The following is a 22,578-nucleotide window of genomic DNA, read 5'->3' as shown; positions in this document are numbered from 1 at the left end:
CTAAAAAATAATCCGATCCAATCTAACGTCAAATGGATCTGGCTTCCAATTTAACTCAGAAACGATTTGTGCTTTTTGGGCCAGTGAAACCTTATAGCCGTCAAATCGAGATAAATAACGATCATAAAATCCCGCACCATAACCAATTCTCTGATTACTATCAGGATTAAAAGCAACTCCTGGAACCACTATCAAATCAATCAAATTACTGATGATCGTCTTTCCATTAACGGGCTCCCAGATCCCAAACTTAGTCTTTTGAAACTTTAAAGTATGGCTAAGCTCAACAAACTCCATCTGATGCTTAGGAAGTGTATGAGGAACCACCACCTTTTTCCCATCATTTAAAGCCGCAAAAATTATGGGAGCTGTAGGAATCTCAATGGCGGTATTCATGGTTGTGGCAACCACCTTGGCGTTCTGCCATTCTTGAAGGTCAAAGAGCGCTTCATACAACCCATAAAAGAATTGATCCGATGGCTTAGCATTTTTCATTCTTTTTAAAACCAATTCTCTAACTTTATTTTTATTCATTTACATCACCCATTAATTTTATAATAAAAAAGATTTTGGGTAAAAACCCAAAATCTTATTTTGTTTCGCGATGTAAAGTAACTTTTCTATCACGTGGGCAATACTTTTCTAATTCTAAGCGATCGGGATTATTTCTACGACTCTTAGTTGATAAGTAATTGCGTTCGTGGCATTCAGTACATTCCAAAGTGATATGAACACGCATGTCAAATACCTCCAAACATATTCGTTTTTTATAACTAATTCAACAATCATAATATTAACATCTTTAGCACTATATATCCAGTCTCATTTAAAGAACGTTAAGTAATTTTACTTAACAGTATTTTATGGCTTATTCTGAACATCATCCCAGTATGCTTGATAAATTTGTTTAGCAAGATTCAAGTTATTACTTTCAGCGTCAACCGGAAGATTAGGAATGGCTAATGCGACCACTACCTGTGGATCCTTTGATGGTGCATAGGAAGCCAAACTCAGAGTAACAGTTGGTTTTCCATTGTAAAATGTTTGGGCAGTACCCGTCTTAGCAGATACTTCGGGAGATAGGCTTGACAAATCTCCACCGGTTTTATATTTATTGGTACCATGAACTACTTGATACAATCCCTGGGTAACAACGTTTCGTTCTTGTTGTGTCATTGGAATTTCATTTAACACCGTTGGCATCGTCGTATTCTGAACAGCTCCAAGTTGTCCGTTCTTGGTATTGGTTGATCTTACATTTTGAACCACATGTGGCTTCAAACGATATCCGCCATTAGCAATGGTGGACATGTATTGGGCTAATTGAATCGTAGTGTACGAATCATAGTTACCAAATGATTCATCCAAAGATTTCCCAATATTAGCAAACGTTGATGGTCCTTGAATGCCAGCAGTTTCACCCGGTAGATCAATCCCAGTCTTAACACCTAAACCAAATTGATTGAAGTAGTTTCGTTCGATGTTAAAAATGTTGGGACTCATGTTAAGTGATCCTCCCGCTTTATACCTGAAGCCCCCTTCTTTCATAGCAAGTTGCATCATGTAAGAGTTAGAGGAAACCTCTAGAGCACCCTGGGCGTTAACCGGCATATTGGCCTCACCATTTTTGTTAAACCAAGAACTCTTTTTAGCTCCACCAATATCAATTGGCATATCTTCCATTGTACTGTTATTCGGTGTAATAACCTTATCCATTAGGGCACCTGAAACCATCGCACCTTTAACAACCGATCCCATTACAATGGCACTGTTGATGGTTCCTAATTCGTTTGGTGTTACTTTACCAGTCTTAGGATCACGGTTAACACCAGCCATTCCAATTACCGCACCGGTCTTTGGGTTCATAACAACGGCATAAGCTCCCGTTGAATCACCAACGCCACCAGACTCTGCACCCTTAACCAAATCTTGGAGTTTATTTTGAAACTTAGAGTTAATGGACAACTGAAGATTCTGGCCCCGTTGGCCTGGATACTTCTTAACTTCTTTAACAATCTTGTTATCCCCTCCAACTTTAACCTCGGTCTGGGATTTAGAGCCACGTAAAATTGGTTCATATTGTTGTTCCAAATTACTTTGTCCAACTGAATCATTTCTTGAATACCCTTCAGCTAAAAGTTCATTAACCCGATCAGAAGGTAACCCAGTTTTACTGGATGAAACATTTCCAACAATACTTTGAATCTCATTTCCAGATGGATAATCACGAGACCAACTTGTTCCAACCTGAACTCCAGGCATTTCAGAAGCATGTTCACCGACTTCAGCAATTTCTTTGTTACTTACACCATCAGTTTTAATGTTGGTAGTTGATAATTGATAAGCCCCACTCATTTCAGTAAAAATAGCAGCTGCGTTCTTCATTTGAGGGGTAACCTTTACAATTTTCCCATTCTGGATCATATCTAAAGCCTTATTGTAGGCTGCTTGTGGCGCTAACTTTGTTCCATTAGGAACTTCCTTAGTAGCGTTTGTAAGGTTAGTCTTATCGGCCAAGTAGTATTCACCAATCTGCTTTTTAGTAAGCCCTTTAGTTGGGAGGGTGATGTAACTCCCAAGTTTATTGGCATCATTATAAATCTCCTGGGGCATTACGCTTAATCCTTTAGTATAGGTGATGGCCCGATGAGTTTTGTTACCAACTAAAACTTTCCCGGTTGAGTCATAGATCATCCCACGCGGAACATTACCATACTTAACTGAATTATCGCTCTGATTAACATCAGATTTATAAACTGATCCTTGAAAAATCTGCATGTATGCTAGTCGAAATACTAAAACTGCAAACAATATTCCAACAATTGCGAAGATAAAATTCAGTCGAAATGGAATTTTGGAATTACCGTTTCGCCGGCTTGAATCCCGACTCCTTCTTCTAAATAACCGATCAAAAAAGTTTCTCACGATGCTAACGCTCCTTAACTAATTAATAACTCGAATTCATCACTTATGGCGCTTTTCTTAATTTATATATGATACTCTATTTATTAGAAAAACGACAAATCTAATCTTATTATAATTCATTGCTTTATAAATTAATGAGGTAATTAAATGCTTAACCAAAAAATAAAAAAGAGCCTACCTAAAAACTTCGCATTAATCCTAAGCTTTTTAATACCACTAGTTATTATGGCATTATACGCAGCATATCGCAATATGGCACCCTTCGGAAATAATACGATTCTAACGGTTGATTTAGGACAACAGTACATTGATTTTTTTGCATATTTTAGAAGAGCCATCTTGCACCATCCTTCATCAATTCTTTATTCGTTTTCTAACGGACTAGGGAATGAAATGATCGGGACTTGGGCTTACTATCTAATGAGTCCATTAAACCTTATCTTACTCTTTTTTAATAATGCATCTCTCCCATCAGGGATTCTCATCCTATTACTTTTAAAGATTGGCTTATCTGGTTTGACCTTTACCATTCTAGTTCGCAAACTTCATCTTACTAATTCTTCACTCATACTGTCATCATTTGCAACTGCATATGCATTAAATGGTTGGATGATTGCAAATAACCTAAATATCATTTGGCTCGATGCCATGATTTTACTTCCTTTAATTGTGCTTGGTTTAGTTAAACTCTTAAAAAACAACCAAAAACTACTTTTCATTACATCATATACCGCTATGTTGATCATTAACTATTATATGGCATACATGATTACGATTTTTATCGTAGCACTAACTATCTACTATTTAGCCATCCATGTTTCAAATATCAAAGATATGTTTGTTGGATTTTTGCGACTAGTCGCAAATGGATTAATTTCGGTGGGGTTAGCTGCTTTCATTCTTCTGCCCACCATTTATTCACTGATTAACTCCAAGGGCCAGGGATTTTCTGATAAATTGAAATTTAAATTTGAATATCCAATGCTTGACTTAGTAACTAAATTTGCTCCTGGTGCTTTTAATTTTGACCAAATGCCCAAGGGCTTACCAAACCTTTTTATTTCAGAAACGATTTTGGTACTATTTTTGTTCTTTTTTGTTAATAAAACCTTTTCCAAAAGAACTCGAGTTTTAACTTTGGTAATGACCATCTTTTTACTGCTTTCAACGTGTTTTCAGCCACTCGACTTATTTTGGCACGCATTTCAGTTTCCAATCTGGTACCCCTACCGTTTTTCGTTTGTAATATGTTTCTGGTTCATCATGGTCGCACTAGTTAGTTTGGCTCACATTCAGGCAATTAGTTTTAAGCAAATTGGAACGTGGCTCATAATTTTATTGCTTGCACTAATGGTCGCTTATACCACCATTAGAATGCCTCAATATAACTACCTTAAATGGTTCACAATTGTGATTGAGGGACTTATGATTTTAGCCGCCATCATCGTTTTATTAACCCACTTCCGGAATGAAAAATGGTTTAATTTGGGTGTTTTTTCACTAATTGTCTTTGGGATTACCATTAATCTTATTCTCTCTTTAAATAACATCTCATACTTAAGTAACTCAGAATACCGTGGTTACGTAAATAAATTAGATCATGTCACAACTTACCTGAAACATCATTCTTTAGATGGCCCATATCGAATCAGCAAGGACTTTTCCCGAACTAAAAATGACCCCTTTAACTTTAATTTTTATGGTGCCTCCCTATTTTCATCAGTCATGAATCCTAAAATGTCTGATCTAATTGGAAAGATTGGCCAGCCAAATGGCGATGGTGTAATTGAATATTCCAGTGGGACCATGGTTTCAGATGCACTGCTCTCAATGAAATACCATCTGGCTCGTCCCTACACAGCTTCAGTTGACGTTCCAGGTATTAGAGAATTCCCAGAACGATATGACCAAAACTCATACAAAAACATGGGATCATCTGAGGGATTTTCAGTATACGAAAATCAGTATGCGTTACCAATGATGTTTAGAGCCAGTGACCAATCAATCCACAAAAATGCTGCCAGTCCAGATCCCATTCAATACCAAACACAGCTATGGTCAAATCTAACGGGAGACAACCAAGTCCAAAGTAACCTCTTTTCGAGCATTAACTTCAATCACGTTAGATATAACAACGTAACCAAACACAATCAACTTACTGGCACCATCTTCAACAAAGTCAACGTCTTACAGCCGGCCTCTCTTGATCTCACGTTTAAGCCAAAAACTAATGACTCTTACTATTTGACGATGGGAACAGCGTTAAATAACGGTAACTGTGATTTGTCAGTTGATGGTAACCAACTGTCACTTAGTCCTGAATCTAATTCGATTAAGGTCATTAACATTGCCAATAACGCAAAAAACAAAAAGATTAAAGTAAAAATCAGCTTGAAAAAGTCATCACTTTGGTTAGAAAACTTTACTTTATACCAGCTAAATAATTCTTTATTTAAGCAAACCGATCGAAAACTTCAATCGGGAACCAAAAAAATATCCAGCCCAAACGCACGAACGGTAAAGGCTGATATAAAGACAAACGGTTCTAATTCAGTAATTGCTTCAAGTATCCCATACTCGAAAGGCTGGAGTGCCCAAATAAACGGAAAGAAACATTCAATCACGAAATGGGATCATTACTTCATTGCACTTAAAACTGGAAAAGGAATGAAGCACATTCAGCTTTCATATTGGCCACCATTCTTAAATATGGGAATAATCATTAGTGCTTTGACACTTCTCACCTTAATTTTAAGAAGTTGGTTTAAAAAAAGATATAATAAATAGGGCAATCGTCACTTGAGACGATTGCCCTATTTTAAATTAAAATTATTATTTAACTGATAATATCTTGACATGCATTACGCCAGCAGGAATATCAATATCAACGTTTTCCCCTACTTTATGGCCAAGCAAAGCCTGTGCAATTGGAGAATCATTCGAGATTTTTCCACTCATCGGGTCAGCTTCAGCAGCTCCGACAATTGTAAATGTCTCTGGCTCTTCATCAGGTAGTTCCTTAAACTGAATTTCTTTTCCAACGGTCACTTCATCTTCGTCGGTCTCTTCCTTATCAACCACTTGAGCATATTGTAGCATGTGCTCTACCGTAGCAATTCTGCTCTCTAACATACTTTGTTCGTTTTTGGCAGATTCGTATTCAGAATTTTCAGATAAATCGCCGTAACTTCTAGCGACTTTGATTCGATCAACAATCTTTGGTCTTTGATTGACCTTTAAATCTTTTAATTCAGTTTCGAGCTTTTCTTTCCCCTCTTCAGTCATCGGGTACATTTCATCTTCAGCCATTCTCACACCTCACTATTTTATTCAAAATTAAAATACCATTTAAATTAAAGTTTGGCAACTTAATTATATTGTCGTATCAATTGCATTACTAATCGGATCGTCACCAATGTCATTTAAAATTGATTGAATTTTAGTAACTAGTAAGTCAATTGCTACTTGATTTTTGCCACCCTCAGGAATAATTATATCAGCATATCGTTTCGTGGGTTCAACAAATTGGAGATGCATGGGGCGAACGGTTGCTAAATATTGTTGAATTACCGAATCAAGCGTTCTACCACGTTCTTTGGTATCCCGCTCAATCCGCCTAATGACGCGAATATCAGCATCAGTATCTACATAAACTTTAATATCCATTAGGTCCCGGAGCCTTTTATCATCAAGGATTAAAATCCCCTCAACAATAATTACATCACGTGGTTCTTGAGTAACAGTTTCACCACTCCGGGTGAATTTGGAATAATCATAAACCGGTTTCTCAATTGATTCATAGTTTAACAGCTGCTTCAATTGCTTAACCATTAAATCAGTGTCAAAAGCAAGCGGATGATCGTAGTTAACCTGTCTTCTTTCGTCCATCGTCATATTGGATTGATCCTTATAGTAAGAATCTTGCTGCAAGATTGCAATTGAATGTCCCAGCAAACGATTCAAGATTGACCTACTTACCGTTGTTTTACCACTACTAGAGCCTCCGGTAACTCCAATAATTACGGGTCTTTTTTTGCTTTTCACTATTTTAATCCTCCACTATCGATCCATATGAGTTTTAATGTTATTTTGCTGTTCTTTTAAGGTTTTAGCGTAATAAATCTTTTTAGTTTTCGGATCGGCCAAGAAATATAAATATCCTTTAGACATATCAGTTGGATATAGCACAGCTTGGACTGAGCTTACCGAAGGGTTATCAAATGGTCCAGGACCAAACCCTTTATTAACATAAAGATTATATTTGGAATTAACCATTAAATCACGTTTTGAAAGTGTCTTTGAGTTTTTATGAAGTGCATACAAAACAGCCACATCCGATTGAAGTGGCATCTTTTTATCAATGCGATTTCTTAACACACCAGCCATCTTATTACGATCATTTTGACTTACACCTTCACGTTCAATCAAAGATGCTAACGTTAAAGTTTGCTGAACCGTCAGCTTTTGCTCTTTCATTCTTTGATAATATGGACCATACATTTGATTGCTTTTAGCGAGCATTAAACTGACCATCATCTTTAACGACGAATGTTTAGGGACGGGATATGTCGCTGGATAAAGGTATCCTTCAAAAAGATAACGGGTCCCCTTGGCATCTTTAGCGGACCCCAGTAATTCTGGATAATCCTTGGTCATTTCATCAAAGAAATTACGATTCTTCATCAGGGAAATAAATTCTGCCCTAGAAAAATCGGTATTTTTAGCCACAATATCCGCAATTTGGTCGATGTTAGCTCCTTCTGGAACGGTAACTTTACTATCAGTGCTTTGAATGGGTTCGAAACTTCCACCCTTTTGTAAACTCTTGGCAATCGTATCTAGGGACATTGACGGCTTTAATTGATAATATCCTGACTTAAAACTAGTGATGTTGTGTGATTTTACATAGTAATTAAATACCATCCCACTTTTAACTACTTCTGACTTCTGTAAGATTGCCCCAATCTTTTTGGTGGAAGCGCCTCTTGGAATGTTAACTTGAGTCACTTCATTATCATGAGGATCCAGTGGTTGAAGTGAAGTTTTAAAATAGTGATGTCCAAATAACGCAATTGCAATTACTAAAATTACAATAATTGCAATCACAGAATAAATAATTTTCTTCCCAAATGAACTAGTTTTAATTTTGGAAATAAAACCACCCAAATGCCTTTTTCTCTCACTCATTATGAATCCACCCTTATCTAATCTCAGCGCTTAATTCAGTGGTCAAACGTTTTTGAATTTTATCGACCGCTTTATCAACAGTCTCGTCTTTCAAAGTGGCGTTAGGATCTTCAAAAATCAATGAATAGGCAATTGATTTTTTGCCTTCAGGCACATTTTGCCCCTGATATACGTCAAATACGGTAGCATTCTGTAAGTAGGCGCCACCTCTCCTAATAATTACATTATATATGTCCTCATTAGTAATGGTACGATCCACTAACATAGCAATATCACGATGAATAGCAGGGTACTGACCAACCTTTTGGTATTGTTGTCCAGACTTAGGAGCCACATTTAAATAATCAAGGTCAAGTTCAAAAACATAGGTTTCTTTAATCTTAAATTGTTTAGCGACTTCTGGATGAACTTCTCCCACAAAACCGATGATGTGATCATCTAGTTTAACAAGCGCTGTTCTACCTGGATGCATTTCGAGAATTTTATCAGTCGCAACATAAGTAACGTCACCCTTTAAGGAAAGACTTTCTAAGTATTTTTCAAGAATTCCTTTAATTTGATAAAAATCAACTGACTTAGCTTTCTGGTCCCAGCTTGGAGCAACTAACGATCCAGAAATGGCACCAGCAATATGTTCCACTTCGTCTGGTCTTATCTGATCAGGAGTTTGCTTATAAAAAACACGACCTTGCTCATAAAGTGGCACATTAAGCACGTTTCGAGCCTGGTTATATGCCACATCATCCAATAATCCTGAAATTAAATTCATACGTAAAACGGCATGATCTTCTGTCATTGGCCACTGCAAATTAGTCTCATGACTACCATTTACCATAAACATCTTTGCCTTGGCTTTTGTAGTTAACGAATATGACATAGCATGCGTTAATCCAAGTCCCTCAAGTGTTTCTCTAGATTTTCGAATCATTAATTGCTTTGGTGTTAGTCCACCTTCAGTCGTTTGAGTGATTGGTAATGTTGACGGAATATTGTCATATCCATAGATTCTGGCAACCTCTTCAATTAAGTCAGCATCAATTTGAATGTCCCAGCATCTAGTAGGAACCGTGACCGTCAGATCGTCTCCAGATGCCTCAACTGAGAAACCTAGACGTTTAAAGATTGAAATGATTTCCTCGTCACTAAGATTAGTCCCAAGAACGTGATTAATGTGAGAAGTTGAAATTGAAATCACTCGTGGCTTAACCTCAACATCACTCCCACTAACAACCCCTTGTTGAGATTGACCAAGAGCTAAATCTTGGGTCATTCCCGAAGCATACTCAAGTGCTTGTTCAACGTTTCCATGGTCAATTCCCCGTTCAAAGCGTTGTGAGGCATCCGTGTGTAAGAGCTGTTTTTGTGCCATCTTCCTGGTTTTAACTGGATCAAAAACTCCTGCCTCCAATAAAATATTTTTAGTGTCAGAAGTAACTTCCGAATTTTTTCCACCCATTAGTCCTGCTAAAGCAATTGGCTGGTCAGCCGCAACAACAACATCCGTGTCGGTTAATTTACGGTCATTGCCATCTAGAGTCGTAATTGACTCACCATCTTTAGCATTTCTAACCTCAACCTTATTAGTTTTTAATTTGTCAAGATCATAGGCATGCATTGGCTGTCCAACCTTAGTCATAACAAAATTAGTAATATCAACGACATTATTAATTGGTTTAATGCCCGAATTCCATAATTTAATTTGAAGCCAAAGTGGACTAGGCTTCACGTTTACGCCTTTAACAACTTTAAGCTTATAAATTGGCGCTAAATTAGTATCAGCCTTTGCTGAAACGAATTCCTTGCTGTCGTGCGTTCCAGTTGGAGCGCTAGCATGTTCGATGAAGTCAACCGACTCATTAAATACCGCCCCCAAATCATAAGCAGTTCCACGAACACTTAACATGTCTCCACGATTAGGAGTGACGTCCAAATCAATTAACGATTCATTCATTCCCAAATAGTTATAAACCTCGTCACCAATTCGGGCATTCTCTGGTAAGAAATAGATTCCGTCTTTCCATTCATCAGGAACCAATGACTTATCAAACCCGATCTCATCTAAGGCACAGAGCATACCATTTGATTCAACCCCACGCATCTTGGACTTTTTAATTTTAACGTTATCGGCAATTCGAGCGCCAGATAAGGCAACAATGACTTTTTTACCTACCTGAACGTTTGGCGCACCACAAACAATCTGAATCGGTTCCTGTTCGCCGACATCGACCTGCGTAATGTGAAGGTGATCTGCATCGGGGTGATCCTTAATGGACAAGATTTTTCCAACCACGATTTTCTTTAGTCCATCACTCCGCTTAAAAACGGAGTCAACTTCAACTGACGTTTTTTCAATTTTATTAGCTAGTTCTTTTGGAGAAAGCTTAATTTGAACGTAGTCTTTCAACCATTCATAAGATATCAGCAAATTTATTTCCTCCCTTAATCAAACTGTGACAAGAATCGTAGATCATTAAGATAAAAGTCCCGAATATCGTCCACTCCGTATTTCAGCATGGCAAATCGGTCGGGACCCACCCCAAAGGCAAATCCACCATATACACTACTGTCTACTCCAGCCATTTTTAAAACGTTAGGATGAACCATTCCTGCCCCAAGGACCTCAATCCAACCAGTATTTTTACATACATCGCAACCCTTTCCATTACAATTAAAACAGGTAATGTCTGCTTCAACTGATGGCTCGGTAAACGGAAAGTAACTTGGTCTGAGACGGACTTTAAATTTATCCCCAAACAATTTGTGTGTCATTACCTCAAGAGTTCCCTTTAAATCGGCCATCGTAATGTGCTTATCAATCACAATTCCCTCTACCTGATGAAATTGGTGAGAATGAGTTGGATCATCAGTATCACGTCTATAAACTACGCCCGGGGAAACCATCTTTAAGGGGCCTTTAGAAAAATCATGTTTTTGAAGTGCTCGTGCCTGCATCGGTGAGGTATGAGTTCTCATTAAAATATCCTTGGTAATATAAAAAGTATCCTGCATGTCTCTTGCGGGATGGTTCTTCGGCAGATTCATCATTTCAAAATTATAAACTTCCTCTTCTACTTCCGGACCCGAAAGAACCTGGTAGCCCATTCCAATAAAAATATCATCAATTTCATCAATAATTTGTTGGATAACATGAGGATGCCCCTTTGGAACCGAGTCACCTGGCAGGGTGACATCAATCTTTTCATCCTTTAACTTTTGGTTTAGAGCGGCTTGATCTAATTCCAATCTTTTGGAATCAATCTTTTTTGAAAGTTCGTCTCTAACTTTATTCGCCAAGCTACCAATCTTTGGTCTTTCTTCGACTGGAAGTGATGATATTCCATGAAGGGCTTTAGTAATTGAGCCCTTTTTTCCTAAAAGTTTCACCTTTAAATCATTTAAAGCTTTACTATCACTAGTAGCCTCAATATCCTGCAACCCACTGGATTTAATTTGTTCTAAATCTTCTTTTAAAGCCATACTAACCTCCAATTCCATAAAAAAAGCTCCATCCCAAAAAAGGGACGAAGCATCGCGTTACCACCCAAATTCACACCAAAGTGCGCACTTATAATGATGAATAACGACATCGACCGAACATTTTAATATTCAATGCTAACATCAAAAAGCGAATTCAACCGTAACGTCCAATTTCAGCTAACATGAACTCTCTGTGTTCGTCGGTCTACTACTTCTTTTATCATTGTATTTAAATAAATATTATAGCAATTTTTATCACTGGTCAAGCATGATCAGGATCACACCACTTGTCAGACCATCCATGAACCGCCTTCATAATCGGACGAAGTTCTTTACCCTTAGAAGTTAACTGATAATAAACCACTCCAGAGTTCTTATCAGCTTGTCTTTTTACGATTCCCACTTTAGCCAACTCTTTTAAGCGTTCGGTCAACACACGATCACTACATTCCTCAACTTTATTGGCTAATTCGCGAAATCGAAGTGGTCCAGCCAATAAAAATGATTCAATGATTAAACCGTTCCATTTTTTCCCTAGAATTTGAAACGCCACTTGAAATTTAGGACACAAATGAATGATTTCTTTATCAGTTAAATCCATTCTCATATCCTCCTAACTTATCTTTTTAATAATCCTTTAACTTTTTTCTTCATCGGTGAGAAAAATTCATCAACCGCCGAATAATCATCAACAAGTGAAACAATCACGCTTTCCATATACTTGGGTCTTGCAAGGGTTAACCCCCACATATGTTTTAGAATAATATCTTGTTCCTTCGGAGTGATATCAGTGATCTTTTTGGCGTTTCTTAAAGCAACACGTGGATGAATATATGCATGTGAACCTAAATCAAACTTAGTGGTTCGCCAATCATAATAGAATAGATCATGCAATAATCCGCCACGGGCAGCCGCTCGATAATCTAAATTCATCTTTTTAGCAATTTTATAACTCTCATAAGACACTGCAATTGAATGCTTCAATCTAGTCGAATGGTGATGTTGGGTGTAATCACCTAATTTTTGAATTTGCGGACTTTCTAACAAATCAGAAATGATTGAAACATATTCAGGGTCATCTTTCCACGATTCTGTTTCCATACTACATTACTCCAATCCGTCTCTAGATTAATTCTACCCAATTAGATAAGTTCCATTCAATAATAAGAACTCACTTTAAGAAACAATTTAATTTTTGATTCGAAACATGATAACAGCAGCCGCAATTGCTACATTTAAAGATTCAGCCTTCCCCTCAATGGGAATATACAAATTATCATCAGTTAATTTTAGTAAGCCAGGGCTCATTCCATTCCCCTCATTACCCATAATTAAAGCGAAATCATTTTTAGAAGGGACATCTCGATAGTTAATGGCACTGGAATTAAGCTCTGTCCCATATACCTTAATTTTTAGCTTCTTAAACATCTCAACGGCATGTTCTAGATTCATTTTAATAATCGGAAGATGAAACTGACTTCCCTGCATGGCACGTAAAACCTTCCCGTTATATTCACTAGAAGTTCCGTCACCAAAGATCACTCCAGAAAAACCTGCGGCATCCGCTGTCCTTACCATCGTTCCGATATTACCGGGATCTTGAACGTTATCAAGCAGAAGCCAAGCTCCGCTAACTTTAGCAACATCAATCTTTGGTTCTTCAATCTTACACACGGCAAAAATTCCTTGAGTTGTCGAAGTATCACTTAATTCAGTAGCAACTTCATCTGATATAACAATGATATTTTCACCAGAAAGGTCATCTCCATGAGCCAAATATTGATCTTCGGTTGCTAAGATGGTTACCAACTGATCTGCTTTAAGATAATTCATTGCCTCGGATACCAGATGCCAACTTTCAATTAAATATTCCCCACTCTTTTTTCTTCCTTTACTGGTATGTAACTTTTTAATATCTTTAATGGTTTGGTTTTGTTTAGAATTAATTCTTTCCATTTATATTCCCCTTAAAATGAATTAGAATTGATATTGTTGTTCTTATAATATCACAGTTACGGTAAACGCTTTTAAGGAGAATCATTTTGTCAAACAATCAGTCAGTCAAAATAATCGTTTCAGGACTTGTCCAAGGCGTTGGATTTCGATATAGTACTAAAAAAATCGCAGATCAATATTCGATTACTGGAAGTGTCCAAAACATGCCCAACGGAACCGTTTTAATCATCGCGAATGGGACTAAATCGGAGTTAGACGATTTTATTCATTCAATTAAAACTGCACCCAATAGTTTTGCTAAGATCCAAAACATTAAAACACAGTCAATTAAACTTCCAAAAGTTCCAAATTCATTTTCAATTAAAATCTAACTTGAAATTGCTGAAATATTCTTATTAGGTTAGTATGTAACATGTTACTTAAAAGTTAGGAGTTAACTAAATGAAAAAAATTAAGAAACTAGGTTTATTCGGTTTTATTGCCATGGTTGGCATTTTTTTAACTGGATGTGTAAGAACCGATTCAAAGGGACGTCCCTTTGGATTCGTTTATCATTATTTAGCCGTTCCCGGGCAACACGTTATGGATTGGCTAGCACAATACGTTGGTGGCTATGGATGGGCTTTAATTGCAATTACCGTAATTGTTAGAACCTTGCTTTTACCAATGATGATTAGTCAGATGAAAAAATCTACTATTCAACAGGAAAAAATGAATTTGGTTAAACCACAAATGACCAAGATTCAACAACTCCTAAAAAAAGCAACGACCAAAGAACAGCAGGTTGCCTTAAATCAGCAGATGATGCAACTCTATAAAGACAACGGAATCAGTATGACAGGTGGGATTGGATGCTTGCCATTATTGATCCAGTTGCCAGTGTTTGCTGCTCTGTATGCAGCTATTCGTTACTCACCTGAAGTTTCTCATACCGTCTTTATGGGCATTAAACTAGGCCAATCCAGCATCTTATTAGCCGTCTTGTCGTTTCTGGCTTATGCACTTCAAGGATACCTTTCAACCGTTGGGATCCCTAAAGAACAGAAAAAGCAAATGGCGATTATGATGTTAATTAGTCCGATCATGATTCTATTTGTTACTCTTTCATCCCCAGCTGGATTAGGAATTTACTTCTTTATTGGCGGATTATTTGCCTGCGTTCAGACCTTTATCATCAATTTGTCCCGTCCACGAATTAGAAAACAAATTAATGAAAAAGCCCAAAAGAATCCTCCCAAAGTTGTCATTCCAAAGGAATTAGAAGAAGAGCTTGAGACAGGGGCCGAACCAAGTTCAACAACCAGCTCCAAAAATACAGTTTCTAAATCTGGAGAATCCGAAACTGAGATTGAACACGAAAACAACCGAAAACGTAATGCGGGAAAACAACAGCATCATAATCATAACGAGTAAATAAAACCGACAATTAAATTGTCGGTTTTTTAGTACAAAAAAAGAACTTCAAAAACCCATGGTGTTTTTGAAGTTCTTTATTTTAAATTAACCCTTTTTGGCAACTACTTCTTTACCGTCATAGTAACCACAGTTAGGACATACAAAATGTGACTTACGTAGTTCGCCACAGTTAGGACATGGGCTCATGCCAGGAACTGATAAACTGTCATGCGAACGACGCATGTTTCTTCTTGCTTTAGAAGTTTTTCTCTTTGGTACAGCCATTATTCACAACCTCCTCTTAATTTGATTTCCACTAGTGAATTTTTAAGTCTTGTCATCGTCTGAAGGTTTGAAATCCTTTAATTTTGCAAGACGTGGATCAACATTTTTATCTTCTTCCACCTGTCGATTAAAATCATCTTCAGAAATAACTTCCCAGTCATTTCCTTCAGGCATTGCTTTGCCTTTTTGCTCTTCTGGTGAAAGAACTTGCATCGGAATGTTGACAATTATGTTATCAGCAACTGCTTTATCAAAATCAATCATCAAGTCATCACCAACAACTAACACTACTTCTTCATTATCATATCGATTTAGCGCAGTTTCAGTTAACACATAAATCTCACTAATGTTAAAATCCATGGGTAACTTAACTGGGGTTAACGATCGTGAAGAAGGAACTGTTACACTACCCTTGACGTGAGCATCTATAATCACATCTCCCTTGTCAGGAGTAGCAGATACATCAACGTCAAAGGAAGTGGCATCAAGAATACTTTTCGGATATCGATTCATTAAATCGTCTTTTAAATCCACTGTCTCATGGGTTGTAAACGGCTCTTTCTTATATCCTAGTAGTTTTTCAAATGACCACTTCATAATTTAACCTCCAATGCAACACGACTAATTATACATACCATAAAATTCATTGTCAAGGTCCTATCCTTGATAGCACGGTCTTCTATATAACAATGGGATAAGTAAATTTATCTTGCATTCGACCATTGATCATTCCATAAAGAATTCCAGAACGGCATTCTAGTTCCAACGTATTATTAAATTCTTCTTTTCCAATTCGATCAACGATCGGATATGGGATTGCTTTTTTAACTTGATTCAGATAACTTTTCCCGGTATCGTTCATTCCCAAAACTCGGACAACTGGATTATAACTAATCATTTGTGTTTTCTTTATTTTAAATAACGTATAGACCAGCAGTCTTTGAATCCTAGTGTAGGTATACCGTTTTGTCTTAACATCTTTAATAAACGACTGATAGGTTGTGTCTTTGACCGCCATTTGCTTTAGACGATTCTCTAATCCTTCAGTCATCTGATAAATTTGATTTAAATCAGCTATCGAACTCTGAGTCAATTCATAACGTAAAAAGGGCCAAAAATCTGACCAGAAAACTGGTTTTTCGTTGTCTAGGACGACAGAAGAATTGGGAATAAACTTTTGGTAACGACGATCATGTGATTTAATTGAAGCGCGAATAGCTTTGCCACTCGCAATTTTTCCCCTCAACTCTCCACTATTATGCTCACTACTGTACCGTTTAACCGGAACTAGCTTTAAAGGGGAACCCAACTTCTGATTGGCCTTTGCATACCAATACGCAAGTGTATCATTTGGCTTAATTAAATCAATTCCACTCTGTTCTTTAATTGTTCGTTGAAATAATTTTGGATAGGAAAAATTATAATTATGAAAATTATCAGACGGATGAACGTCAATAGATGCCAACTTCGTAAAATTCCAGTCACTGTGCTCACTACCAAACGATAAGTATGAACAGCCCAAAGCTTCTACAAGTTTCATCGACCGCTCTGCAAAAATACTGGCAGGTTGAACCGCATCCGATATTGGAAGTTCAATTACTAAATCAACTCCGTTATCTAAAGCCATCTGAGTGCGGATCCATTTATCATAGATAGCTGGCTCACCTCTCTGAGTCCAATTACCACTCATAAATATTACCGTTACATCCGCTTCAGTTCGTCTTTTAGCTTCCTGTAATTGATAAAGATGACCATTATGGAAAGGATCATATTCGGTTATTATTCCAACAGCTTTCATTTGGATTATTCCTCACTACATACAAAGAACCAACGGGTAGTATCATCTTTAACCTTATCTTTTCCAAAGTTACTCGTCACCTTAACGTTATTAAATCCGACTTCATTCAGTGCCTGAATGTATTCTACCAAGGGATAGGTTCGTTCTTTATGGGTTTCATTATATTCATCAAAACCGTTAATATTCCGATTGTAATCAAAAAAAGATAGATCATGTTCCACTGAATGAGGAAAATCACCAACAAAGGTATTCCACATAAAAGCATGGTCACCATCGTTGGTGTTAAACATATAGCCTGGATAAACAACATCGGTCTGATAAGGGGTGATTACATCAAATAAGAATTTACCATTCTTAACAAGATGTCCTTTAACCTGAGCAAACATTGTTTTAACTTGCTCAATATTTTCTAAATAACAAATCGAATCGTCAAAACACGTAATGACACCATAATTGGGTACACCATCCAAATCTAACATATTGGCATTAATTAACGCCACGTCAAACACATGGCTTTCATTTAAATGATCATTTGCGATGGCCAGCATATCATCCGATAAATCAGCTCCAGATACGACATAACCTGCTTTTTTTAAAGTAACCAAAAGGCGACCAGTCCCACAGGCTAAATCTAAAATATGCTTTTCTTTAGGGACGTTATCAGCTACAAACTCATACCACTTTTGATATAGATGATTGTCAAATAATTTATCATAAAATGACGCAAACTCAGAATAAATCATATCAGTCTTCACTGACCCAATCAGTTATATCAAGATCAGGAGCGTCAGACCAAAGCTTCTCTAAGTTGTAAAAGGACCGTTGTTCACTCTTAAAGACGTGAATAATAATATCACCGAGGTCAATTAATACCCAAGATCCTGTATTTAGCCCTTCGACCCGTAAAACTTCAACGTGCTCCTCACTCAATCGATCAATAATATCATTTGCGATTGCCTTCACCTGACGAACACTAGGAGCATCCATAATGACAAAATAACGACCGACCAACGACAATTCTTCAATGTCTAAAACCACAATATCGTGGGCGCGTTTACTATCAGCAGTTTCAACAATATTTTGTAAAATCTTATTATTATCCATATAATCCCCTACTTTTTACCAGCAACAATTACATTAAAAGCTGTAATCGCACCGGGATAAATTGCCTTTCCGTTGCTTGCCAAATATGAAATGGTACTTTTAGTTTGATATTTAACACCATCCCGTAAATTTTGATTGGTAATCTTACGAGCTTTTTCAACCCCATCAAAATCACGGGCCGGCTCAATGTAGTCAGCCATATAAGTAATCTGTGCAACTTTGTCCATGTCAGGCGATGCGATCGTATGATATTTAATCGCGTTTAGAATTCGATTATCATGAATCCCAAGTTCTGATTCCACAATCAGATAACCCACGTAGCCATGCCAAATAGCATTTCCATAATTAAGTAGTTCTGGATTCAAATGATGGGACTTAATAATGTCAATAAATTCCGAATCCGGCCGTTGTTTGGCATAATCATGAACCAGACCACTAAGTCCAGCTAAAGTTTCGTCCACATTAAACTCTCGTGCTAAGGTAATGGCGGTCTCTTCAACTCGCAAGCAATGTTGAAACCTTTTCTCTTTTAACGTCGCTTTTAGTTTGGCAACAATTTGATCACGATCATACTTAGAATATTTTTGATAATTAATTTTCTCTTTATCCATATAAATCATGCTCCTTAATGTACCGTAACACCGCATCTGGCAACAAATATCTGACACTTTCACCCTTTTCAAGATGTGATCTAATTAAAGACGATGAAATAGCTATCTCAGGTGAGTCAACAAAACTTACTGGGTACTTAGAAGACTCAGAATTACCCGGACGATTAACGCCAACAAATTTAACCATTTTAATAAGATCATCAATTCGATACCATTTTGGCAGATATTCGACCATATCGCCACCAATGATAAAGTAATAATCAACATCGGGATGAATTTTAGTTAATTCCTTAATCGTATCATAGCTATAACTTTTCCCCTTGCGATTTACTTCAATCATTTCAATTTTAAAATTAGCGTTATCCCTAATGGCTAAATTAATCATGTTAACCCGATCAGAAGCATCAATTGCGGACTTATAATCAACATGTGGTGGCAAATAATCGGGCATAAATAGAACTAAATCGAGGTTTAATTGGGTTAAAGCTTGTTCAGCCATAATTAAATGACCATAGTGAATGGGGTTAAAAGTTCCACCTAAAATTCCAACCTTTTTGCGCATCAATCAATCTCCTACAAATTTGCCACTTCAATCGATAATTTACGATAATTGTCCTTACTTGATTCCTTAAACAATAAAAGTGTCTTACCAATCGTTTGGACAACTTGGATGTCCGAGTTATTCTCAATAAATTGTTTAACGTCACTCACATCCACATCGGCAGATTGTTGAAGATTAATTTTAATTAATTCACGGTGATCAACAGCATTTTTAACTTCATTCATCCAAGTCTCATCTAACCCATTCTTTCCAACTGAGAAAATGGGCCGCATATGATTCGCTTTTGCTCTTAAAAATCGTTTTTGTTTTCCCTTTAAATTCATTATTAAATACTCCTAAAACATTGCTTTTCTAACTAACACTGACACACCCTTAGGAGCATATCCAGCAACCGTGGAACCTTTCGGAACGGTAATCCATCCCAGTCCTTCAATCACTAAATCACTTCTGTCAGTAATTTTAAATTCATGTCGTTTTAACTCAACGACGTTGTCCTTACCAGTTGGTGGGGTCAATAATTCACCGGCATGTTTCTCAAAAAATTCATCAGCATTTGTTAATTTGGTTCGATGAATCATCAGATTATTGTCAGCATAAACGGTAAAGCCATGACGTTCCCCCGAGATAAAATCAAACCGGCCAATTGCACCTAAGAATAACGTCTGCCCTGGATCCAACTGATAAGTCCTGGGTTTAATCCGTTTTTGCGGTGAAACATACTTCAAGTCTTTAGAACTTAAATAGTGAGCCATCTGATCTTCATGAACAACACCAGGTGTATCGATCAACTCTTTTCCATCTTCCAACGGTATTTTGATCAAATCGAGGGTAGTACCAGGAAACTTAGAGGTAGTAATAACCTGCTTCTCACCAGTGCTTTGTTGGATAATTTGATTAATTAAGGTAGATTTGCCAACGTTAGTTACTCCAACCACATAGACATCTCGGCCCTTCTGATTTTTTGAAATGGCTTTTAACAGATCGTCGACTGATTGATTCGTCTTGGCAGATACTAATTCAATATCAATGGGTCTAATTCCATTCTTATTTGCCATTTGACGTAACCAATCTTTAACTTTGTTCTGGTTGAACGACGATGGCAACAAGTCTGATTTGTTACCAACTAAAATAATCGGATTGTTACCAACAAAGCGCTGAATCCCAGGAATCATACTTCCATCTACATCAAATACATCCACGACGTATACTACTAACGAATCAGTGTCGCTAATTTCACTCAATAACTTTACAAACTCATCATTTGAGATGCTAATTGGTTCAATTTGATTATAATGACGAAGCTTAAAACAACGCTGACAGTATAATTTTCCAGAATCAATTCCCTTCTTGATTGCTGATTTAGGCGTGTAACCAGCCTGTTTCGGATCGGTATCTTGAATTTGTGCCCCACACCCAATGCAATATAAGGGCTCATTATTTTCATCATTATCCATTAATCAATATCATCCTTCCACTTTAAATCACTGTACTTTCGCATCAATTGTGCATATACAAACGTTTCAAAGAAACGATTAATCCGTGTGTTCCACGCATCTGAAGTAACCAATGGCTTTACCAAAATACTTCTAATTCGAGTATTATTAGCGGCCCATATATCCGTTAAAATTTGATCTCCCACCATTACCACTTGGCTTCGTTTTAAACGATACGTTTTAAGAGCCCTTAAAATCCCAAAAGTAAGTGGTTTTAAAGCCCGGGCAATAAATGGTAACTCAAGACTAGTAAGAGCTTTCTCTAGTCTTTCCCGATTATTATTTGAAACCACAATCACCCTGATTCCATGATCTCGAACTCTTTTGAGCCAATCGTGCAGTTCTACGGTTCCCTCAGGATTATTCCACGGAATTAGGGTATTATCTAAATCGGTCAGAATTACATTAATCCCGTAACTTTCAAGTTTTTCTGGGGAAATTTGATAAATATTGTTAACCATCCAAGTCGGTTTGAATAATGATAGCATATAGACCTCTCTGTAAATAAGAATTGATGTTTCTATTTTAAATCATTTATGTATAGATTGGGAGCATCCCAATCCGATAAAAAAACTTCCACCAAACAAGAGCGGTGAAAGTTTTTTAGGCTTATTTTAATGCTGCTTTGGCTTTTTCCGCTAATGCAGAAAAGGCATCAGCATCGTTAACTGCTAAGTCAGCTAACATTTTTCTGTTCATATCGATGTTAGCAAGTTTCAAACCATGCATGAATTTACTGTAACTCAATCCATTATTTCTAGTGGCTGCGTTAATTCTTGCAATCCAAATCTTTCTGAAATTACCTTTATTGGCACGACGGTCACGAAAGGCATATTCCTGTGACTTCATTACTTGATCTTTAGCAGTTTTGAATAAACGATGCTTAGCACCGCGGTATCCCTTAGCTAATTTAAGAACACGCTTACGACGATTACGTGTGGTAGTTCCACCTTTTACTCGTGGCATATTAAAATCCCCCTATACAAACTATATTATTCGCTTATTTTTGTAGTAATTCTTTGTAAGTCTTCAAGTTTGACTTAGCCATCATACGTGTTCCACGTAAATGTCTACGTTGTTTCTTAGTTTTACCGTGAAAACGGTGACTAGTGTAGGCATGACCACTCTTTAAACCACCATTAGCAGTTTTTCTAAAACGCTTTGCGGCAGCACGATTTGATTTCAATTTTGGCATATTATATTCCTCCTCATCGATTCATAACCCAATTAAATGAGTTATTTCTTTTCATTCTTACTTGGTGCAAGCATTAAGAACATACTTCGGCCATCCATTTTTGCTCGTTGAGTAACATCAGCAACGTCAGAAGTAGCTTCCGCCATTTTGTTTAAGACGTCTCTTCCAATACTTTTATGGGTAATAGCACGTCCCTTAAATCTAATAGAAACTCGAACACGTTCGCCCTTAGTCAAAAATTTCTTGGCATTTTTAAGCTTGGTATTGAAGTCATTACTATCAATTGTCGGACTTAACCTAATTTCTTTAACACTAACAGTTTTTTGACGCTTTCGAGCTTCACGCTCTTTCTTTTGGCGATCAAAACGATATTTCCCGTAATCAATAATCTTGGCTACGGGTGGTTTTGCTTTGGGAGCAACAACAACTAAATCCAAATTAGCTTCTTCAGCAATTGACAAAGCTTCTTTAGTAGATTTGATTCCTAATTGATCTCCATTAGCACCGATTAATCTCAACTCGCGAGCATGGATACCCTCGTTAACCATCTTATCTCTTGCTATGGTAATTCACCTCCAGGTAATTTTAAG

27 protein-coding genes and 1 other annotated feature (1 of these 28 only partly in view) are annotated in these 22,578 nt (G+C 37.1%); of the genes, 3 read left to right on the top strand and 24 right to left on the bottom strand.

Translation table 11 applies throughout. The features are described from left to right. From AC6UDC_RS03370 to AC6UDC_RS03360, 3 genes are all read right to left on the bottom strand, one after another. Positions 1-534, bottom strand: coding sequence for a 5-formyltetrahydrofolate cyclo-ligase (locus tag AC6UDC_RS03370; RefSeq protein WP_500693684.1), 534 nt, complete (start codon positions 532-534; stop codon positions 1-3). A 55-nt stretch (positions 535-589) separates the two neighbouring features. Beyond that, positions 590-739 carry a 50S ribosomal protein L33 gene (gene rpmG / locus AC6UDC_RS03365; protein WP_500693683.1) on the bottom strand — a complete coding sequence of 50 codons (150 nt, stop codon included), beginning with the start codon at positions 737-739 and terminating at the stop codon, positions 590-592. A 122-nt stretch (positions 740-861) separates the two neighbouring features. After that, positions 862-2,925 carry a peptidoglycan D,D-transpeptidase FtsI family protein gene (locus AC6UDC_RS03360; RefSeq protein WP_500696738.1) on the bottom strand — a complete coding sequence of 688 codons (2,064 nt, stop codon included), beginning with the start codon at positions 2,923-2,925 and terminating at the stop codon, positions 862-864. A 147-nt stretch (positions 2,926-3,072) separates the two neighbouring features. Between AC6UDC_RS03360 and AC6UDC_RS03355 the strand changes: the two genes are divergently transcribed. After that, entirely contained in the window at positions 3,073-5,712 is a 2,640-nt protein-coding gene (locus tag AC6UDC_RS03355) for a YfhO family protein (RefSeq protein WP_500707131.1), read from the top strand. A gap of 45 nt (positions 5,713-5,757) precedes the next feature. Here the strand turns inward: AC6UDC_RS03355 and greA are convergent, their stop codons facing one another. The 8 genes from greA to AC6UDC_RS03315 all read right to left on the bottom strand — a co-directional run bounded on the left by greA (position 5,758) and on the right by AC6UDC_RS03315 (position 13,545). Next, complete coding sequence (greA, locus tag AC6UDC_RS03350; protein WP_500693680.1) at positions 5,758-6,234, bottom strand: transcription elongation factor GreA; 477 nt, start codon at positions 6,232-6,234, stop codon at positions 5,758-5,760. Positions 6,235-6,297: 63 nt separating this feature from the next. Next, a complete protein-coding gene (gene udk, locus AC6UDC_RS03345) occupies positions 6,298-6,972 on the bottom strand; it encodes a uridine kinase (RefSeq protein WP_500696780.1) in 675 nt (224 codons plus the stop codon). 12 nt (positions 6,973-6,984) lie between these two features. Then, positions 6,985-8,112 (bottom strand): endolytic transglycosylase MltG, encoded by a 1,128-nt coding sequence (mltG, locus tag AC6UDC_RS03340; protein WP_500693679.1) that lies wholly within the window; start codon positions 8,110-8,112, stop codon positions 6,985-6,987. Between the two features lie 13 nt (positions 8,113-8,125). Further along, on the bottom strand, positions 8,126-10,537 hold the full coding sequence (pheT, locus tag AC6UDC_RS03335) for a phenylalanine--tRNA ligase subunit beta (RefSeq protein WP_500721326.1): 2,412 nt from the start codon (positions 10,535-10,537) through the stop codon (positions 8,126-8,128). 14 nt (positions 10,538-10,551) lie between these two features. Beyond that, positions 10,552-11,589, bottom strand: a complete 1,038-nt coding sequence (pheS, locus tag AC6UDC_RS03330; RefSeq protein ID WP_500695707.1) for a phenylalanine--tRNA ligase subunit alpha — start codon at positions 11,587-11,589, stop codon at positions 10,552-10,554. 262 nt (positions 11,590-11,851) lie between these two features. Continuing rightward, positions 11,852-12,190 carry a winged helix-turn-helix transcriptional regulator gene (locus AC6UDC_RS03325; RefSeq protein ID WP_500721324.1) on the bottom strand — a complete coding sequence of 113 codons (339 nt, stop codon included), beginning with the start codon at positions 12,188-12,190 and terminating at the stop codon, positions 11,852-11,854. A gap of 17 nt (positions 12,191-12,207) precedes the next feature. Further along, positions 12,208-12,690 (bottom strand): HDIG domain-containing metalloprotein, encoded by a 483-nt coding sequence (locus AC6UDC_RS03320; RefSeq protein WP_500693675.1) that lies wholly within the window; start codon positions 12,688-12,690, stop codon positions 12,208-12,210. 87 nt (positions 12,691-12,777) lie between these two features. Further along, positions 12,778-13,545: a TrmH family RNA methyltransferase gene (locus AC6UDC_RS03315; RefSeq protein ID WP_500696742.1), complete on the bottom strand. Its 768-nt coding sequence runs from the start codon at positions 13,543-13,545 to the stop codon at positions 12,778-12,780. Between the two features lie 86 nt (positions 13,546-13,631). On the opposite strand from AC6UDC_RS03315, the gene AC6UDC_RS03310 reads away from it, so the two are divergent. Further along, positions 13,632-13,916 carry an acylphosphatase gene (locus AC6UDC_RS03310; RefSeq protein ID WP_500693673.1) on the top strand — a complete coding sequence of 95 codons (285 nt, stop codon included), beginning with the start codon at positions 13,632-13,634 and terminating at the stop codon, positions 13,914-13,916. A 70-nt stretch (positions 13,917-13,986) separates the two neighbouring features. After that, entirely contained in the window at positions 13,987-14,958 is a 972-nt protein-coding gene (gene yidC, locus AC6UDC_RS03305) for a membrane protein insertase YidC (RefSeq protein WP_500721321.1), read from the top strand. 87 nt (positions 14,959-15,045) lie between these two features. Here the strand turns inward: yidC and rpmF are convergent, their stop codons facing one another. From rpmF to infC, 13 genes are all read right to left on the bottom strand, one after another. Beyond that, positions 15,046-15,225 (bottom strand): 50S ribosomal protein L32, encoded by a 180-nt coding sequence (gene rpmF / locus AC6UDC_RS03300; RefSeq protein WP_010021570.1) that lies wholly within the window; start codon positions 15,223-15,225, stop codon positions 15,046-15,048. 42 nt (positions 15,226-15,267) lie between these two features. Then, the gene (locus tag AC6UDC_RS03295; RefSeq protein ID WP_500696743.1) at positions 15,268-15,822 is read right to left on the bottom strand and encodes a YceD family protein; all 555 of its coding nucleotides are present in this window, start codon (positions 15,820-15,822) and stop codon (positions 15,268-15,270) included. Between the two features lie 82 nt (positions 15,823-15,904). After that, the gene (locus AC6UDC_RS03290) at positions 15,905-17,023 is read right to left on the bottom strand and encodes a nucleotidyltransferase (RefSeq protein ID WP_500721319.1); all 1,119 of its coding nucleotides are present in this window, start codon (positions 17,021-17,023) and stop codon (positions 15,905-15,907) included. A gap of 5 nt (positions 17,024-17,028) precedes the next feature. Next, complete coding sequence (locus AC6UDC_RS03285; RefSeq protein WP_500707138.1) at positions 17,029-17,766, bottom strand: class I SAM-dependent DNA methyltransferase; 738 nt, start codon at positions 17,764-17,766, stop codon at positions 17,029-17,031. Between the two features lies 1 nt (position 17,767). After that, positions 17,768-18,127, bottom strand: coding sequence for a ribosome silencing factor (gene rsfS / locus AC6UDC_RS03280; protein WP_500693669.1), 360 nt, complete (start codon positions 18,125-18,127; stop codon positions 17,768-17,770). A gap of 8 nt (positions 18,128-18,135) precedes the next feature. After that, positions 18,136-18,738 carry a bis(5'-nucleosyl)-tetraphosphatase (symmetrical) YqeK gene (gene yqeK / locus AC6UDC_RS03275; protein ID WP_500721316.1) on the bottom strand — a complete coding sequence of 201 codons (603 nt, stop codon included), beginning with the start codon at positions 18,736-18,738 and terminating at the stop codon, positions 18,136-18,138. Then, entirely contained in the window at positions 18,731-19,300 is a 570-nt protein-coding gene (locus AC6UDC_RS03270; protein WP_500693667.1) for a nicotinate-nucleotide adenylyltransferase, read from the bottom strand. Before AC6UDC_RS03270 ends, yqeK begins: the two co-directional genes overlap by 8 nt. A gap of 11 nt (positions 19,301-19,311) precedes the next feature. Then, a complete protein-coding gene (gene yhbY, locus AC6UDC_RS03265) occupies positions 19,312-19,623 on the bottom strand; it encodes a ribosome assembly RNA-binding protein YhbY (protein ID WP_500695713.1) in 312 nt (103 codons plus the stop codon). 12 nt (positions 19,624-19,635) lie between these two features. Then, entirely contained in the window at positions 19,636-20,754 is a 1,119-nt protein-coding gene (gene yqeH, locus AC6UDC_RS03260) for a ribosome biogenesis GTPase YqeH (RefSeq protein WP_500701031.1), read from the bottom strand. Next, positions 20,754-21,299 (bottom strand): YqeG family HAD IIIA-type phosphatase, encoded by a 546-nt coding sequence (locus AC6UDC_RS03255; protein WP_500693958.1) that lies wholly within the window; start codon positions 21,297-21,299, stop codon positions 20,754-20,756. The genes yqeH and AC6UDC_RS03255 overlap by 1 nt, the downstream gene beginning before the upstream one ends. Before the next feature lie 103 nt (positions 21,300-21,402). Next, complete coding sequence (gene rplT, locus AC6UDC_RS03250) at positions 21,403-21,759, bottom strand: 50S ribosomal protein L20 (protein WP_010021582.1); 357 nt, start codon at positions 21,757-21,759, stop codon at positions 21,403-21,405. Between the two features lie 34 nt (positions 21,760-21,793). Further along, positions 21,794-21,988 carry a 50S ribosomal protein L35 gene (gene rpmI / locus AC6UDC_RS03245; RefSeq protein ID WP_010021583.1) on the bottom strand — a complete coding sequence of 65 codons (195 nt, stop codon included), beginning with the start codon at positions 21,986-21,988 and terminating at the stop codon, positions 21,794-21,796. Positions 21,989-22,029: 41 nt separating this feature from the next. Then, a complete protein-coding gene (gene infC / locus AC6UDC_RS03240; protein WP_500693664.1) occupies positions 22,030-22,536 on the bottom strand; it encodes a translation initiation factor IF-3 in 507 nt (168 codons plus the stop codon). A 38-nt stretch (positions 22,537-22,574) separates the two neighbouring features. Continuing rightward, positions 22,575-22,578 (bottom strand) — a sequence feature (ribosomal protein L20 leader region); it runs 121 nt beyond the window's last position.

This window comes from Fructilactobacillus sp. X7R7C1 (genome assembly GCF_059901065.1).
The sequence above is the reverse complement of the archived record's forward strand: the minus strand, read 5'-3'. Positions and strand labels throughout refer to the sequence as shown.